At 63.4% G+C, this 14,702-nt stretch carries 11 protein-coding genes; 10 read left to right on the top strand and 1 reads right to left on the bottom strand.

Annotation, left to right across the window (positions count from 1 at the left end):
- The first annotated feature begins 385 nt into the window (after nt 1-385).
- The 6 genes from VGO04_RS23055 to VGO04_RS23030 all read left to right on the top strand — a co-directional run bounded on the left by VGO04_RS23055 (nt 386) and on the right by VGO04_RS23030 (nt 6,171).
- Nucleotides 386-1,354: a Bug family tripartite tricarboxylate transporter substrate binding protein gene (locus VGO04_RS23055; protein ID WP_327498279.1), complete on the top strand. Its 969-nt coding sequence runs from the start codon at nt 386-388 to the stop codon at nt 1,352-1,354.
- A 131-nt stretch (nt 1,355-1,485) separates the two neighbouring features.
- Nucleotides 1,486-1,944, top strand: a complete 459-nt coding sequence (locus VGO04_RS23050) for a tripartite tricarboxylate transporter TctB family protein (protein ID WP_327498278.1) — start codon at nt 1,486-1,488, stop codon at nt 1,942-1,944.
- 23 nt (nt 1,945-1,967) lie between these two features.
- On the top strand, nt 1,968-3,473 hold the full coding sequence (locus VGO04_RS23045; RefSeq protein ID WP_327498277.1) for a tripartite tricarboxylate transporter permease: 1,506 nt from the start codon (nt 1,968-1,970) through the stop codon (nt 3,471-3,473).
- 147 nt (nt 3,474-3,620) lie between these two features.
- Nucleotides 3,621-4,232: a helix-turn-helix transcriptional regulator gene (locus tag VGO04_RS23040; RefSeq protein ID WP_327498276.1), complete on the top strand. Its 612-nt coding sequence runs from the start codon at nt 3,621-3,623 to the stop codon at nt 4,230-4,232.
- Nucleotides 4,229-5,182, top strand: coding sequence for an ornithine cyclodeaminase family protein (locus VGO04_RS23035; protein WP_327498275.1), 954 nt, complete (start codon nt 4,229-4,231; stop codon nt 5,180-5,182). The genes VGO04_RS23040 and VGO04_RS23035 overlap by 4 nt, the downstream gene beginning before the upstream one ends.
- A gap of 20 nt (nt 5,183-5,202) precedes the next feature.
- The gene (locus VGO04_RS23030) at nt 5,203-6,171 is read left to right on the top strand and encodes a pyridoxal-phosphate dependent enzyme (protein ID WP_327498274.1); all 969 of its coding nucleotides are present in this window, start codon (nt 5,203-5,205) and stop codon (nt 6,169-6,171) included.
- On the opposite strand, the gene VGO04_RS23025 is transcribed toward VGO04_RS23030, so the two are convergent.
- Nucleotides 6,161-7,102: a LysR family transcriptional regulator gene (locus tag VGO04_RS23025; protein WP_327498273.1), complete on the bottom strand. Its 942-nt coding sequence runs from the start codon at nt 7,100-7,102 to the stop codon at nt 6,161-6,163. The two genes, VGO04_RS23030 and VGO04_RS23025, sit on opposite strands and share 11 nt — an antisense overlap.
- A 111-nt stretch (nt 7,103-7,213) precedes the next feature.
- Between VGO04_RS23025 and VGO04_RS23020 the strand changes: the two genes are divergently transcribed.
- The 4 genes from VGO04_RS23020 (at nt 7,214) to VGO04_RS23005 (ending at nt 14,563) form a co-directional block, all read left to right on the top strand.
- Nucleotides 7,214-9,013, top strand: a complete 1,800-nt coding sequence (locus VGO04_RS23020) for an adenine deaminase (protein ID WP_327498272.1) — start codon at nt 7,214-7,216, stop codon at nt 9,011-9,013.
- 60 nt (nt 9,014-9,073) lie between these two features.
- The gene (locus VGO04_RS23015) at nt 9,074-10,474 is read left to right on the top strand and encodes an NCS2 family permease (protein ID WP_327498271.1); all 1,401 of its coding nucleotides are present in this window, start codon (nt 9,074-9,076) and stop codon (nt 10,472-10,474) included.
- Between the two features lie 71 nt (nt 10,475-10,545).
- Complete coding sequence (gene ade, locus VGO04_RS23010; RefSeq protein WP_327498270.1) at nt 10,546-12,342, top strand: adenine deaminase; 1,797 nt, start codon at nt 10,546-10,548, stop codon at nt 12,340-12,342.
- Nucleotides 12,343-12,886: 544 nt separating this feature from the next.
- Nucleotides 12,887-14,563, top strand: coding sequence for a putative bifunctional diguanylate cyclase/phosphodiesterase (locus tag VGO04_RS23005; RefSeq protein ID WP_327498269.1), 1,677 nt, complete (start codon nt 12,887-12,889; stop codon nt 14,561-14,563).
- Nucleotides 14,564-14,702: the final 139 nt, after the last annotated feature.

The raw sequence follows: 14,702 nt of genomic DNA, 5'->3' as shown, positions 1-14,702 counted from the left end.
TTGCCCGTCCGTTTGCCAATCGACGGTGTGCCCGACCTTTTCCAGTCGCCGGCTGATTGCCTCCCCGACATCCCTCGTGTCCTCCACCAGAAAGATGCGCATGGGCAAGCAGTGACATGGAAGATTTCGCCGATCAACCCGGCGGATCTGACGGAAACCGTGACAGCATGGTGACAGGTTCAGGGAGGAAAGAGGGCAACCTGACCGCGACAACGGGAGATGCGGCCAGGGTCTGGAGGACCATCATCGCCAAGGCATTTCAAGGCGGCCGCCCAAGCGGTCCGTCAATGTCTCGCGACGTCCCCCACGATCCTGGATGTCTCGGTGAGGAGAGGCAGCATGACTGCCGACAAGAGACACACTCATGGACGATGGGAGAGAGACCATGACCAAGACCACCCTTAAGACCCTTGCCGCAAGCTGCCTGGCCGCCGTCGCCTGGCCCGCAGCGGCAGAACCGTCGAAGCCCGAGTGCCTCGCCGGTGCCAAGCCCGGCGGTGGGTTCGACCTGACCTGCCGGCTTGCAGCCAATGCGCTGCTCGAAGCCAAGCTCATTTCCAAGCCGATGGCCGTCACCTACATGGAGGGCGGCGTCGGCGCTGTTGCCTATAACCACGTCGTTGGCAAGCGCGGTGCAGACGGCAACCTGATCACGGCGGCGTCGTCCGGCTCCGCACTTCTGATCGCCCAGGGCAAGTTCGGCCAGTACGACGAGACCGCCGTGCGTTGGCTCGGCGCACTCGGCGCCGATTACGGTGTTCTCGTCGTTGCGGCCGACTCCCCCTACAAGACCCTTGGCGAACTGATCGCCGCCTACAAGGCAAGCCCGACCGAGTTCTCGGTCGCCGGCGGCGGCGCCGTCGGCTCGCAGGACTGGATGAAGGGCTCGCTGCTCGCAAAGGCCGCCGGCCAGGAGCCGAAACAGATGCGCTATGTCGCGCTTGAAGGCGGCGGCGCCGTGCTGACGGCGCTCGAAGGCGGTCACGTCAAGGTCGGCGCCGGCGATGCAGCCGAAATGTCCAAGCACCATGCGGCCGGCAAGGTCCGCGTGCTCGCGGTCATGGCGCCCGATCGCCTGCCGGGGGAACTTTCCGAAGTGCCGACCGCCAAGGAACAGGGCGTCGACATCGAGTGGCCGGTCTGGCGTGGCTACTACGTCGGCAAGGAGGTTTCCGACGCCGATTACAAATGGTGGGCCGATGCCTTCACCAAGCTCGTCGCAACCCCGGAATTCGTGAAGGAACGGGAGGCGCGCGGCCTATACGAGTACACCCAGGTCGGCGACGCCTTCGACCAGCAGGTCAAGGCTGACGTGGCGCGCTTCAAGATCATCGCCAAGGAAGCCGGCATGTAAGAGCCGGTGCGGAGCGGGACGTTCCCCGCTCCGCAGGCTTGCCACCATTTTTGGCTCTCGCTGCCGGTCGCCTTATTCGGCCGCTTTGAAAAGCCGTTCCCCGCGGCGGCGCGAACATCGGGAAAAGAACCATGTCAGAAACCACCACCTCCTCCAGCCGCATCGGCCGGATCGGCGGGCTCGTGATGCTCGCGCTCGCGATTGCCTACGGCATCGGCGGCAGCCGGATCGAATATGCTTTTGCCTCGGATCCACTCGGGCCGCGCGTCGTTCCGGTGCTGCTGGCCGTCATCCTTGCCGTGCTCTGCCTTTTCCATCTGCGCAGACCCGGCACCACCGAGGCCTTTCCCAAAGGGCCGCTGTTGGCAAAGATTGTCGCTGTACCGCTGCTGCTTCTCGCATCGGCCTTGCTGCTGGAGCCGGCCGGCTTCGTCGCCTCGATCTTCCTTTTAACCCTCGGCGTCGGCTGGATCTTCGGCGCGCCACTGCGCCTCGCCCTTGTCGGTGCGGCCGGACAGGCGGCCCTGTGGTGGTTCGTTTTTGCCTACCTGCTCGACGTCTATCTGCCCCTCGGCCAGCTGTTCGGCTGACCGCCGGGAATGGAGTGAACCTCATGAACCTCGATTATCTCTGGAACGGCTTTACCGTCGCGCTGACGATGCAGAACCTCCTGATCGGCCTTGCGGGCTGCTTCATCGGCACCCTGGTCGGCGCCCTGCCAGCTATCGGCCCGATCAACGGCATCGCCCTGCTTCTGCCGATCGCCTATACGATGGGCCTGCCGGCCGAAAGCACGATGATCCTGCTCGCGGCTGTCTATTGCGGCGCGGAGTATGGCGGCCGCATTTCGTCGATCCTCCTCAACGTACCGGGTGACGCCGGCGCCGTGATGACCGCGCTCGACGGCAACCCAATGGCAAGGCAGGGCCGCGCCGGCGAGGCGCTGATGCTCTCCGGCCTGTCGTCCTTCGTCGGCGGCGTGCTGGGCGCGGTCGGCCTTGCGCTGTTTGCGCCGCTGCTTGCCGGTCTCGCCATCGGTTTCGGGCCGGCGGAGTATTTCGTGCTCATGGTCTTTGCCTTCGCCACGCTCGGGTCCATGGTCGGCAGCCAGCCGGTGAAGACGCTGATCGGCTGTACCCTCGGCCTGATGCTTGCGACCGTTGGCCTCGACGCGACGTCGGGTGCTTATCGCTTCACCTTCAACGAGCCGGAACTCGGCGACGGCATCGAATTCGTCGTCCTCGTCATCGGCCTGTTCTCGGTCTCCGAAGCGCTGCTGATCCTCGAGCACCAGGCAAGCGGTGTCACCGTCATCCGCAATCTCGGCCGCATGACCGCCCGTCTCGACGATATCCGCAAGTCGATCGGCGCGACGCTGCGTGGTTCGGTCATCGGCTTCATCGTCGGCGTGCTGCCCGGCACCGGTGCGTCCGTGTCGAGCGCCGTGTCTTACACCACGGAAAAGCGCATCTCCGACACCGAGGGCACCTTCGGCAAGGGCGACGTGCGCGGGCTTGCGGCACCGGAGGCGGCCAACAACGCCACCGCCTGCGGCGCCTTCGTGCCGATGCTGACGCTCGGCGTGCCGGGCTCGGGCACGACCGCCGTCATGCTCGGCGCGCTGATGCTCTACAACATCCAGCCAGGCCCGATGCTGATCACCGAGCGGCCGGAAGTCGTCGGCGGCCTCGTCGCCTCGCTGTTCGTCGGCAATTTCCTGCTGCTGCTTCTCAATCTTCCGCTCGTCAACATCTTCGCCCGGGTGCTGACGGTGCCGAACTGGCTGCTCGTACCCGGCATCCTCGTGCTTTCGATCGTCGGGGTCTATTCGACCCACGCCTCGGTGTTCTCGATCCTGCTGATGCTCGCGATCGGCCTGATCGGCTGGCTGCTTCGAAAGGCCGGCTTCGACATGGCGCCGATCATCCTCGGCTTCGTGCTTGGCCATGTCATGGAAGTGAACCTGCGCAATGCGCTGGCGATCAGTGGCGGCGACATCTCGATCCTGTTCCAGAGCAAGATCTCGATCATCCTGTGGATCCTTGCTGGCGCTATGGCACTGATGCCGCTGGTCCTTGGCTGGAAGCGCACAAAGACGGCGAAACCTGTCACAAGCTAGCTTGATCCTCCCTAACGGCAGCTTCTGCAGCGGCGTGCGAAAACATCGCACGCCGCTGTTGCCGTTTCTACGTCAGCTAGACAAAAAGTCTGTTATGGACAATTTAGTCTTCTTGTGATTTAAGGCGGCAATCAACGAGGGAAAACCGTGAACCCCGAACTCCGCCCGCACACGCTGGTCTGCGACGCCATCGCCCTGCTGTTCCAGCCCTATGCCGAAGTCGTGCTGCACGACCTCAGCAGCGAAACCGTCGTCCATATCGCCGGGAACTTCTCCAAGCGTGAGATCGGCGAGCCTTCGCTGCTGAGCGAAATCGGTTTTAAGGAAGCGGAGGGGGTCATCGGTCCCTATGACAAGGTCAACTGGGACGGCCGCTCGATCAAGGCGATCAGCGCCGTGCTGCGCGACACCGCCGGCAAGGCGATCGGCGTGCTTTGCATCAATGCCGACGTTTCGGACTTTCATGCCGCGCTCAGGACGCTCAACGCACTCGTTCGCGTTCCCGCAAGCGCCGACAAGCCCGAAAGCCTGTTCAAGGAAGACTGGCACGAACGCGTCAACGAATATGTCCAGCAATGGACGACGGCGCGCGGGCTGACGATCTCGACCATGAGCCGGACCGACAAGCAGGCGCTGGTGATCGCCCTGTCCGCAAACGGTGCCTTCGGCGGCAAGAATGCCGCCTCCTACATCTCCCGCATCCTCGGCATGGGCCGGGCGACCGTTTACAAATATCTGAGCGAGGGAGGCGAGAAATGATCGTCATCGACCGCGAAAAACTTGCGTCCCTCCCCCTGCTGGCGCTTGCCGCACCGGCCATCCGCGATGCCTATATCGCGGTGACCGACGGTCGCGCCAACCTGCCGCCGGTCGGCTACCTTCCGCTTGCCGGTCGCAATGCCGATTGCCACATCAAGTACGGCTACATCGACGGCGATCAGATCTTCGTCGTCAAGATCGCCTCCGGCTTCTATGACAACCCGGCCAAGGGATTGCCGTCCAGCAACGGCATGATGGTCGCCGTCTCGGCGGAGACCGGAGATGTGGTCGCAGTGCTTGATGACAAGGGATCGCTGACCGACCTGCGCACCGGCATCGGTGGTGCGGTGGCCACCATGGCTCTGTGGCGCAGCGACGCCAGGCGGGTCGGCATCGTCGGTAGCGGCACGCAGGCCCGTATGCAGGTCCGGGCGCTCGCCACACTCTCGGATCGAGTTTTGCACTTCGCCGTCTGGGGCCGCTCGCCGGAAAAGACGGCTGCCGTGCTTGCCGATCTCGCGGACTTTGATCTTTCCATCGAGGCAACGACCGATCTCGAAATGCTGTGCCGCCAATCCGATGCAATCGTGACGACAACACCCTCCAAGGAGGCGTTGATCCGCTCGGACTGGATCGCGCCTGGCACGCACATCACCGCCATGGGTGCAGATGCGCCAGGCAAGCAGGAGCTCGACGTTGCCCTTGTTGGGCGCGCCGACCGGCTTGTCGTCGATCACCCGGAGCAGTGCCTCGACCACGGAGAGTTTTCCGCCGCAGCGCGAGCAGACCTTATCGACGAAGGCCGTTGCATTGCCCTCGGCGCCGTCCTTTCCGGCGGGGCCATGGGCCGACGCTCGGATCGCGACATTACGATCGCCGACCTCACGGGGATCGCCACCCAGGACATCGCCATCGCCCGGACCGCGCTAGAGGCGCTGGACCTGCTTTGACGCGAGGAAGGAACTAAACCATGAACCACCATAATGTCCTCGAAACTGCCGCGAGCTCCATCCGGGCGCGCCAGCGCATCCGTCCTTTCATCTACGAGACGCCGCTGATCCCATCGCGCGGGATCGGACGCCAGACATCTTCGACCGTTCTGTTCAAGGCCGAAAACCTGCAACTGACCGGCTCCTTCAAAATCCGGGGCGCCGCGAGCAAGATGACGTCGCTGCCGAAGCATCAGCGGGTCATCACCGCATCCTCCGGCAATCACGGCATCGGCGCTGCCCACGCCGCAAGCGCGATCGGCCAGACGCTGACCGTGGTGTTGCCCGAGATCGTCAAGGCGGCGAAGCTCGAGCGCATCCGCTCCTACGGTGTCGACGTCATTCTCCACGGCGCGGAAGCAGGGCTTGCCGAACAGCATGCGCAACGACTGGCTGCGGCGGAAAAGCTCGTCTACGTCTCGCCCTACAACGACCCTGATATTATCGCCGGACAGGGCACGATCGCGCTCGAACTGCTGGAACAGGCTGCGCGCATCGACAATGTCTTCGTCGCCATGGGCGGCGGCGGGCTGATCAGCGGCATCGGCTCGGTGCTGAAGCGCTTCAGCCCGCACACCCGCATCATCGGCGTTTCCGCCGCCAATTCCGCCGCACTTGCGGCCTCGATGAAGGCGGGCAGCGTCGTCGAAACCGAGCACCTCGACACACTCGCCGAAGCGGTCGCAGGCGGTCTCGATGAGGATAGCTTGACGCTCGGGCTGGCGATGGCCGTGATCGATGAGGTCGTGACCTGCACCGAAGCGGAAATCGAAACGGCGATGCGCGACCTGCTTCTGGATGAACATGTGCTGGTCGAAGGCGCTGCCGCGCTCGCGCTCGCCGGCTTGCGCCAGATTGCCGAAAAATGTGCCGGTCAGACCAACGTCGTCCTGCTCTGCGGCGGCAATGTCGATGGTGCCGCAGTGCTACCGACACTGGCTACAGGCTGACCCGCTCGACGTAGTAGCGCGGGATCTTCACCCGGTCTCGATCGCGATAGAAGTCGATGCAGAAATCGACGAAGGCCTTGAAGCGTTTCGACACGTGCCGGCGGCGCGAATAGATGAGGTTGATCGCCGTCTGCGGCGACCGCCAATCGGCAAGCACCGGCTCGAGCAGGCCCGCCTGCCGCTCTGTTTCGACAAAGAAATCCGGCAGATAGGCGATGCCTTCACCGGCGACCGCGAAGTACTTGATCGTCCAGTAGTCGTTGGTCGTGCAGGTTGACGTTGGCAACAGGTCGACCTCGTGCTCGCCGGCCTGCGTCAGATACCAGGACTGAAGCCGCGTCGGCTGGCGGAAGACGAGGCCGCGGTGGCCGGCAAGTTCGTCCGGGTTCTGCGGCGCGCCGTGGCGGGCGATATACTGTGGGCTCGCGAACAGGCCATAGGACGAGACCGAGAGCCGACGACTGATATAGTCGACATCGGACGGCTCACCCCAATGAAAAATGCCATCGAGCGCCTGCTCGGTGACGTCGGAGAACGGCTGGCGCGAAGTGAGGAAAACGACGTCGAGATTGACCTGCGGGTATTGCTGGCGAAAGGCGTAGAGCAGTTCCGACGTGATCGTCGTGCCGAACTCGCCTGTCGATCCGACCCTCAGCGTGCCCGCTACCTCCTGGCGCATCTCCGCCATTGCGGTTGCCGCATCCTCGCAGTTCGACTGGATGAGCCGGGCGTAGCGCAGGAATTCAGCGCCGGCATCCGTCACGTGCAGCTGATGTCCCTCGCGCACGAAGAGCTCGATCCCGAACTCGTCCTCCAATTGACGGATCTTGTGGCTGAGCGTCGACTTCGGCAGTCGATGCCGGCGCGAAGCGGCTGAAATCGAACGGGAATCGGCAACTTTGACGAAGCAGTCGATAAGCGAAAGGTCCATATTTCGTCCAGAATCTTGTACGATATGTTCAGGAAATAGCCTATTTCGGCCCATTGTGCAAACAGCTCAGAATTGGGAATATTCGCTGGAGCTAAGGGAGAAGAGGTTCCAGTGAGCGATATCAGAGAATTCATTCGCGCCGCATCGGGCACCGGCGGCAAGGCAACGCTGGCAATCCGTGGCGGCCGCCTCGTCAATGTCGTGTCGGAAGAGATCTACCAGGCGGACGTCGCCATCTACGGTGAGCGCATCATCGCTGTCGGTGATATCGCCGACTACATCGGCCCTCAGACCAAGATCGTCGATGCGACCGGCAAGTACCTCGCACCCGGCATGATCGACGGGCACCTGCATGTCGAATGCTCGAAGATGTCGCTGACGAGCTTTGCCAAGGCCGTTGTTCCGCTCGGCACGACCTCGATCGTCACCGGCCTCGACCAGATCATCGTCGTCGGCGGACCGGCTGCGGCCCGCGAGTTCCTCGACGAGGCCAAGCAGACCCCGCTGAAGGTCTTCTGGGGCGCGCCCTGCAAGACGCCCTACACCATGCCGCGCTCGACCGTCGGCCACTATTTCAGCCCGGCCGACCACCAGGCGACGCACCACTGGCCGGAATGCGTCGGCATCTGGGAGACGGTGCGCGAGTTCATCCAGGAAGAGGACCCCGACGTGCTGGCGGCGCTCGAGCTTGCCGAAAAGAGCCGGCTGCCCGTGCTTGGCTGCTGCCCGATGACGCGCGGCGCGCGGCTCAACGGTTACCAGCAGTCGGGCGTGCGCGCCGATCATGAAAGCTACACGCCGGAAGAAATGCTCGAAAAGCTGCGCGCCGGCATGCATGTCGTGGTGCGCGAATCCTCGATCTCGCACTTCCTTGCCGACAACCTGCGCATCGTCACGGAAATGGGCGTCAAGGCACTGCGCCGCATCAGCTTCTGCACCGACGACGTGGTGGCAAGCGATATCCTGAAGCGCGGGCATCTCGACAACATGGTTCGCATGGCAATCGCCATGGGCATTTCGCCGATGGCAGCCATCCAGATGGCGACGATCAACGGTGCCGATGCGCTGCGCATCGACGACAAGGTCGGCTCGATCTCGCCGGGCCGCGCCGCCGACATCCTGCTCGTCGACGACCTCAGGAATTTCAACATCGAAACGGTCGTCGCCAAGGGTGAAGTGGTCGCTCGCGACGGCAAGATGGCTATCGAGCTGACACCGCCCGAGCGCAGCGTCGCCCTCCTCAACTCGGTCAAGGTAAAACCGCTCCAGCCTGGCGACCTGAAGGTCGCCTATGACGGCGCCGGCGACACGGCCCAGGCCATGGCGATCGCCGTCACACCGGAGAAGATCTTCGTGCGCACCCGCCGCGACGTGACCCTTGCCGCCAAGGACGGTCAGGTTTTTGCCGATCCGGCAAAGGACGTGCAGTACGTCACCGTCGTCGAGCGCTACGGCAAGACAAGCAACCGCCCGGTCGCCTTCACCTCCGGCTTCGGGCTCAAGGAAGGGGCGATCGCCAGCTCGACTGCCCCTGACGACAACAACATCATCTGCATCGGCGCCGATCTCGAGGACATGCGCATCGCGATCAACCACCTGATCGCCAACAATGGCGGCCAGGTCGTGGTTAGGAACGGCAAGGTCGAAGCCTTCCTGCATCTGCCGATCGGCGGCATCGTCTCCGACATCGAGCCGGCCGAGATGGCGGCGCTGGAAGACGAGCTCGACGATGCGGCCCGCGCGCTCGGTTGCCCGCTGCCCTGGCCGTTCATGTACATGTTCGTGTTGCAGATCACGGCGATCCCGGAATATGCGATCACCGATCTCGGCGTCGTCGATTGCGTGGGCTTGAAGGTGATTTCGCCGTTTTCGCCCGCAAGCGGGGACGAGCGCGCCGAAGCCGCGGAATAATGATTGAGAGGGGGCCGGTCATGCCGGCCCCCTCTGCCGTTTCAAAAAAAGGGGAACAAAATGAACATACAGGACAAGACCGTGAAGGCGGCACCAGGCCCAGGGGGATCCTGGCTTCACGCGCTTCTCGACCGCTACTTCCAGATCTCGCGCTTCGGCTCGACCGTTCGCACCGAGGTCCTCGCGGGTCTCACGACCTTTCTCGCCGCCTCCTATGTCATCGTCGTCAACCCATCGATCCTTTCGCATGCCGGCATTCCGTTCTCGGCAGGCGTGACGGCAACCGTGCTCGTCAGCTTCATCGGCAGCTGCGCCATGGGGCTTTATGCGCGCAGCCCCATCCTAGTGGCGCCCGGCATGGGCATCAACGCCCTCTTTGCCTACACGATGGTGGTCGGCGCCAAGGTGCCGCTCGAAGTCGCGCTCGGCTGCGTCTTCTGGGCCGGCGTGCTCTTCACCGTCATGGCCTTCTTCAACCTGCGCCAGACGATCATCGAGGCGATCCCGGTCGATCTGCGCTACGGCATCGCCTGTGGCATCGGCCTCTTCATCGCCTTGATCGGCCTGGAAAACGCCAAGTTCATCGTCGCCAATCCTGATACGATCGTCGGGCTGACGCAGTTCAACCCGGTGACGCTGACCTTCATCGCCGGCTTCATCCTGACGGTCGCTCTCGTGGTGCGGCGCGTGCCCGGCGCGATGATGGCCGGCATGATCCTGACGACGATCCTTGCGATCCCGATCGGCCGCTGGTGGGGCGACGGCAGCGCATTCTCGCCGGAGACGCCGGATGTCCACACCCTCGTCAACTGGAGCGGCTTCTCCGCTGCACCGGATTTCAGCTTCGTCGGCCAGATCGATCTCATCGGCGCACTGAACCTGATCTACCTTCCGTTCATCTTCGTCTTCCTGTTCACCAACTTCATCGAGGCACTCTCGACGTTCCTTGGTCTCGCGGAAGCCGCCGACCTCAAGGACGAGACCGGCATGCCGCGCAACATCCGCGAGTCCATGCATGTCGATGCCATCGCGGCGTTGATCTCGGCCCCGCTCGGCACCAGCCCGGCGACCGTCTATCTCGAATCCGGCGCCGGCATTCAACAGGGCGGACGCACCGGCCTCGTCGCGCTCGTCGCCGGCGTGCTGTTCCTGCCCTTCCTGTTCCTGTCGCCACTGCTGTCGCTGGTGCCGGCGGTTGCAACCGCACCCGTGCTCATCCTCACCGGTCTCTTCATGTCCGAGCCTATCAGCAACATCCGCTGGAGCGCGCTCGACGAGGCGATCCCGGCGTTCCTGGCGATCGTCTTGATCCCGCTCACCTTCTCGATCACGCTCGGCCTGTCGCTTTCAATCATCGCCTATGTGCTGATCAAGCTGGTCTGCGGTCGGGCCGGCGATGTAAGACCGGTCATGTGGTTCGTCGCCCTGCTTGCCGCAGCGCTCGTCGCCCAGACCCAGTAAGCCTATCGGCGCCCTCCTTTCATCACGTGTGACGGAGGGCGTCGACGCTGCCCCATTCGAAGGAAACAATCATGCTTCAATCCTGGTCGAGAACCGGTCCCGAACTGGTCGACGTCGCCATGGGCCGCAAGCCGGCCGATCTGGTGATCCGCAACGGCAAATGGGTCAACGTCTATTCCGGCGAGATCATCCCGGGTACCGACATCGCCGTCAAAGCCGGGCGCTTCGCCTATGTCGGCCCGGACGCAAGCCACACGATCGGCGCGAACACCACGGTCGTCGATGCGGCCGGCCGCTATCTCGTGCCCGGTCTCTGCGACGCGCACATGCATGTTGAAAGCGGTCTCGTCACCGTCACCGAATTTGCCCGCGCGGTCATCCCGCACGGAACCACCACCATGTTCATCGACCCACACGAGATCGCCAACGTGCTTGGCCTCGATGGCGTGCGTCTGATGAACGAGGAGGCCCAGAGCCTGCCGGTCAACGTGCTCGTCCAGGTGCCAAGCTGCGTGCCGAGCGCGCCGGGGCTTGAGACCGCGGGTGCAGAGCTTTCGGCGCACGACGTCGCCGAGGCACTTTCCTGGCCGAATGTCATCGGCCTTGGCGAAATGATGAATTTTCCGGGCGTCGCCGGCAACGACCCAAAGATGATAGCCGAGATCGCTGCCACCCAGGACGCCCGCCTGACTGTCGGTGGCCACTATGCCTCGCCGCATCTCGGCCGCGAGTTCCATGCTTACGCCGCAGGCGGCCCGGCCGACGACCATGAGGGAACGACCGCCGAAGACGCCATCGCCCGCGTGCGCCAGGGCATGCGCGCCATGCTGCGCCTCGGCTCCGCCTGGTTCGACGTGGCGGCGCAAGTGAAGGCGATCACCGAGTCCGGCCTTGACCCGCGCAACTTCCTGCTTTGCACCGACGACAGCCATTCCGGCACGCTCGTTCACGACGGGCACATGAACCGGTTGGTCCGCCACGCGATCGCGCAAGGGCTGAAGCCGATCACCGCCATCCAGATGGCGACGCTCAACACCGCCCAGCATTTCGGCCTGGAGCGCGAAATCGGCTCTATCGCGCCCGGCCGCCGAGCCGACCTGATCGTGACCTCCGATCTTGCAGCCCTTCCGATCGAAATGGTCTTTGCCCGCGGTGAACTGATGGCCGAAGGCGGCGCACTGGTGCGCGACATCCCGGCCTATGTCTATCCGGAAAGCGCCCGTAACACCGTCCATCTCGGCCGAGTGCTTGCAGGCGGTGACTTCGACATTCCGTCGAATGCGCGCGCGACGCGGGCGCGCGTGAACGTTATCGGCGTCGTCGAGAACCAGGCGCCGACACGGGCGCTTGAAGCCGAGGTCGCAATCGAAAACGGCCTCGTGCAGATGGATCGTGCCAACGACATCTGCCAGATCGCGCTGGTCGAACGCCACCGCGGCACCGGCGATGTCGTCAATGCCTTCGTTTCCGGCTTCGGCTATGACAGCGATTGTGCCATCGCCAGCACCGTCGCGCATGACAGCCACCACATGATCGTCGTCGGCACCAGCAAGGCGGATATGGCCAAGGCCGCCAACCGGTTGCAGGAGGTCGGAGGCGGTATCGTCGTCTTCAAGGACGGGCGCGAACTGGCGCTCGTCGAGCTTCCCGTGGCCGGCCTGATGTCGGACCAGCGCGCCGAAGTGGTCGCTGAAAAAGCGGCCGCGATCGTCGAGGCGATGCGCGCCTGCGGCTGCCGTCTCAACAACGCCTATATGCAGCATTCTCTCTTGGCCCTGGTCGTCATTCCCGAGCTTCGCATCTCGGACAAGGGCCTGATCGACGTGCGGACCTTCCAGAAGACCGACGTCGTCTTGAGCACGCGCTAGGCGAAGATACGAATCGGCCGTCGCACGCGGCGGCCGATCACTCCCGATCCGCGACCGCACACCGGACGATGCGTCGGGCTACAGCGCGCTGAACGGCCCTGAACCGATCCCCTGAAATCTTCCCTTATGGTTAAACAATGCCTTAACGGAACCAATCGCCCCGATTGTACGGTCGCATTGTCCAACTGTTTCCCGTTCCGAAACGCTGGTGGTGCCAAGACCGCTTCCCGGGAGCTGTCCCCTATTGGGACAACGGGACAAATCGGCCGGCTGCGCCCACATCAAACCTGCTCCAAATTGCATGCAATGATGGCAAATGATACAAGAGGGAGCTTATATACAACCGTGTAGGGCAAAGGGTCTCACGCCACGCGCACACGCATGGCAGCGGAGTTTCCACAGGTAAGATCCAAACGCTCGGCGACAGCATTGACCCGGACAAGCTGTGCGATAGCTTTGGAGAGGAATGCGCCAAACCGGAGCGCCGCTTTAACGAGTGGTTGTTCTCGTCGGGAGCGTTCATAACAGAAAGGCAAAGGCAAGCATGCCGGACACTGATGCAACCTTGTCTGTCTCAGCTTCAGTGCATGATTCCGTCTCGGCCCACCCGGACGAAGTTCTCTCGTTCTATGACGAGGCCTTTCACCTGACGGGCGCCTCGTCCGCGCTGCAGGAAACCTACGAAGTAGGCACGCTGGTCGATGCGACCTTGTGGCACCTCTATCCGGAACTGCTTGCACCCGCATCCAAGGCAACGGTTGAAACCGTGATCGCAAGCGGCGTGCCACGCAGCGTCGAGGTCATCGATGCTGCCACCAAGTCACGGCGCACGCTTCTCGTCTTCCGCGCCATGCGCGGCATCGGCGTTCTTGAAACCAGCGGACGTTCGACACGCCGCGAGGTCGGCAGCCATGGCGAAAGCGAGCGCGCGCTGCTCCTGCACCAGGCGACCCACGACGTTTTGACGGGCCTGCCCAACCGGCGACAATTCAGCGACGATCTGCAGAACATCCTGCCGACGCCCGGTGAGAAGCTCGCGCTGATGCAGATCGACCTCGACGACTTCAAGCCCGTCAACGATACGCTCGGCCACGGCGCCGGCGACGCCGTGTTGAAGATGGCGGCCGAACGCATCCGTGGTGCCCTGCGCGACGGCGAGGTTGCCTATCGCCTGGCCGGCGACGAATTCGCCGTTATCCAGCGCCATAGCGACCAGCCGGCAGACGCTGAATACCTCGCAGAAGCCCTCGTCGAGGCGTTCCAGGAGCCGTTCACCATTGACGGCATCTCGGTTTTCGTCGGCGCCAGCATCGGCATTGCCATTGCTCCGCACGACGGCAACGAGATCGAACAGTTGATGAAGGCGGCGGACATCGCGCTCTACGCCGCAAAGAAGGATGGCCGGGGGCGGGCAAAGACCTTCAGCCGGTCCATGCTGATCGTGCTGGAGCAACGCGAAATGTTGCGCCGAAGCCTGCGCACGGCGCTGCAGGACAACCAGTTTTCGATCGAGTATCAGCCCCTCGTCGAGCCGCCGTTTTCGATTGTCGGCTTCGAGGCTCTGGTGCGCTGGCATCACCCGCTCGTCGGCACGATCCCGCCCAATGTCTTCATTCCGATGGCCGAGGCCGACGGCCTGATGAACGAGATCGGGCAATGGGTGCTGGAGGAGGCCTGCCGGCAGGCCGCCACCTGGCCGTCGCATTTCACCGTCGCGGTCAACCTGTCGCCCGCAGAGTTTCTGCGCGAAGGACTGACGGACCGGATTGCCCAGGCGATCGACATGGCGGGCCTGAGGGCCGACCGGCTTGAGCTCGAGGTCACCGAATCGGTCCTGCTCGAACGCACGACCAACAATCTGGATACGCTGAATACGCTCAACGTTCTGGGAATCCAGATCTCGCTTGACGATTTCGGGACCTTTTATTCGTCGCTCAGCTACCTCAAGAACTTCCCCTTCGACACGATCAAGATCGACCGCTACTTCATCAAGGACCTGGAAAACGACGAAAAGAGCCAGACGATCGTGCGATCGATCATCGGGCTCGCACATGGCCTCGGCATGCGCGTGACCGCAGAAGGGGTGGAGACGATCGGGCAGGCGGTCTGGCTTCGAAAAGAGGGATGCGACCGGCTGCAGGGTTACTTCCTCGGCATGCCGATGCCGGCGGAGGCGATCGGCCCTTACCTTCGACGGTCGTCGGCAATGGCGACGCTCTAATCGCGCATCTGTGCGTTGCGCGACACCGGCCACGGCGCAAAGCCTGGGTTGTTTTGGTGCAAAATCACGGGGTTGCGTCGTTAGAAATCATTATAGAAAGTGCTTTATGGCCGTGGCAGAGTTCGGCGCGCGCGGAGGG

It is taken from the genome of Ensifer sp. (assembly GCF_035999185.1).
Taxonomy (GTDB): domain Bacteria; phylum Pseudomonadota; class Alphaproteobacteria; order Rhizobiales; family Rhizobiaceae; genus Ensifer.
Note: the sequence above shows the minus strand (reverse complement) of the source record. Positions and strands in the feature narration are given on the sequence as shown.